1 protein-coding gene is annotated in these 203 nt (G+C 33.0%); it reads left to right on the forward strand.

The annotated features are described in order from the left end of the window. Positions 1 to 203: hypothetical protein (locus Q1B37_RS24215; RefSeq protein WP_299903357.1), on the forward strand; the 203-nt coding region annotated here is incomplete at both ends.

A 203-nucleotide genomic window follows, 5' to 3' on the forward strand; every position in this document is an offset into this window, starting at 1 on the left:
GATAGTGATAGTGATGGAGATGTAGAGGATAATACTGAGACCGACTTAGTACAGGATCCAAACATAGAATTATTAAAAGCAGGAGTTTATGATGATGCTAATAATGATGGTATTGTAAATGTAGGGGATCAGATTTTATATAGTTTTACAGTAACCAACAATGGTAATGTTGATTTAACGGGTATTACGATTAGTGATCCATT

Source organism: uncultured Aquimarina sp. (assembly GCF_947492965.1).
Lineage (GTDB): Bacteria > Bacteroidota > Bacteroidia > Flavobacteriales > Flavobacteriaceae > Aquimarina.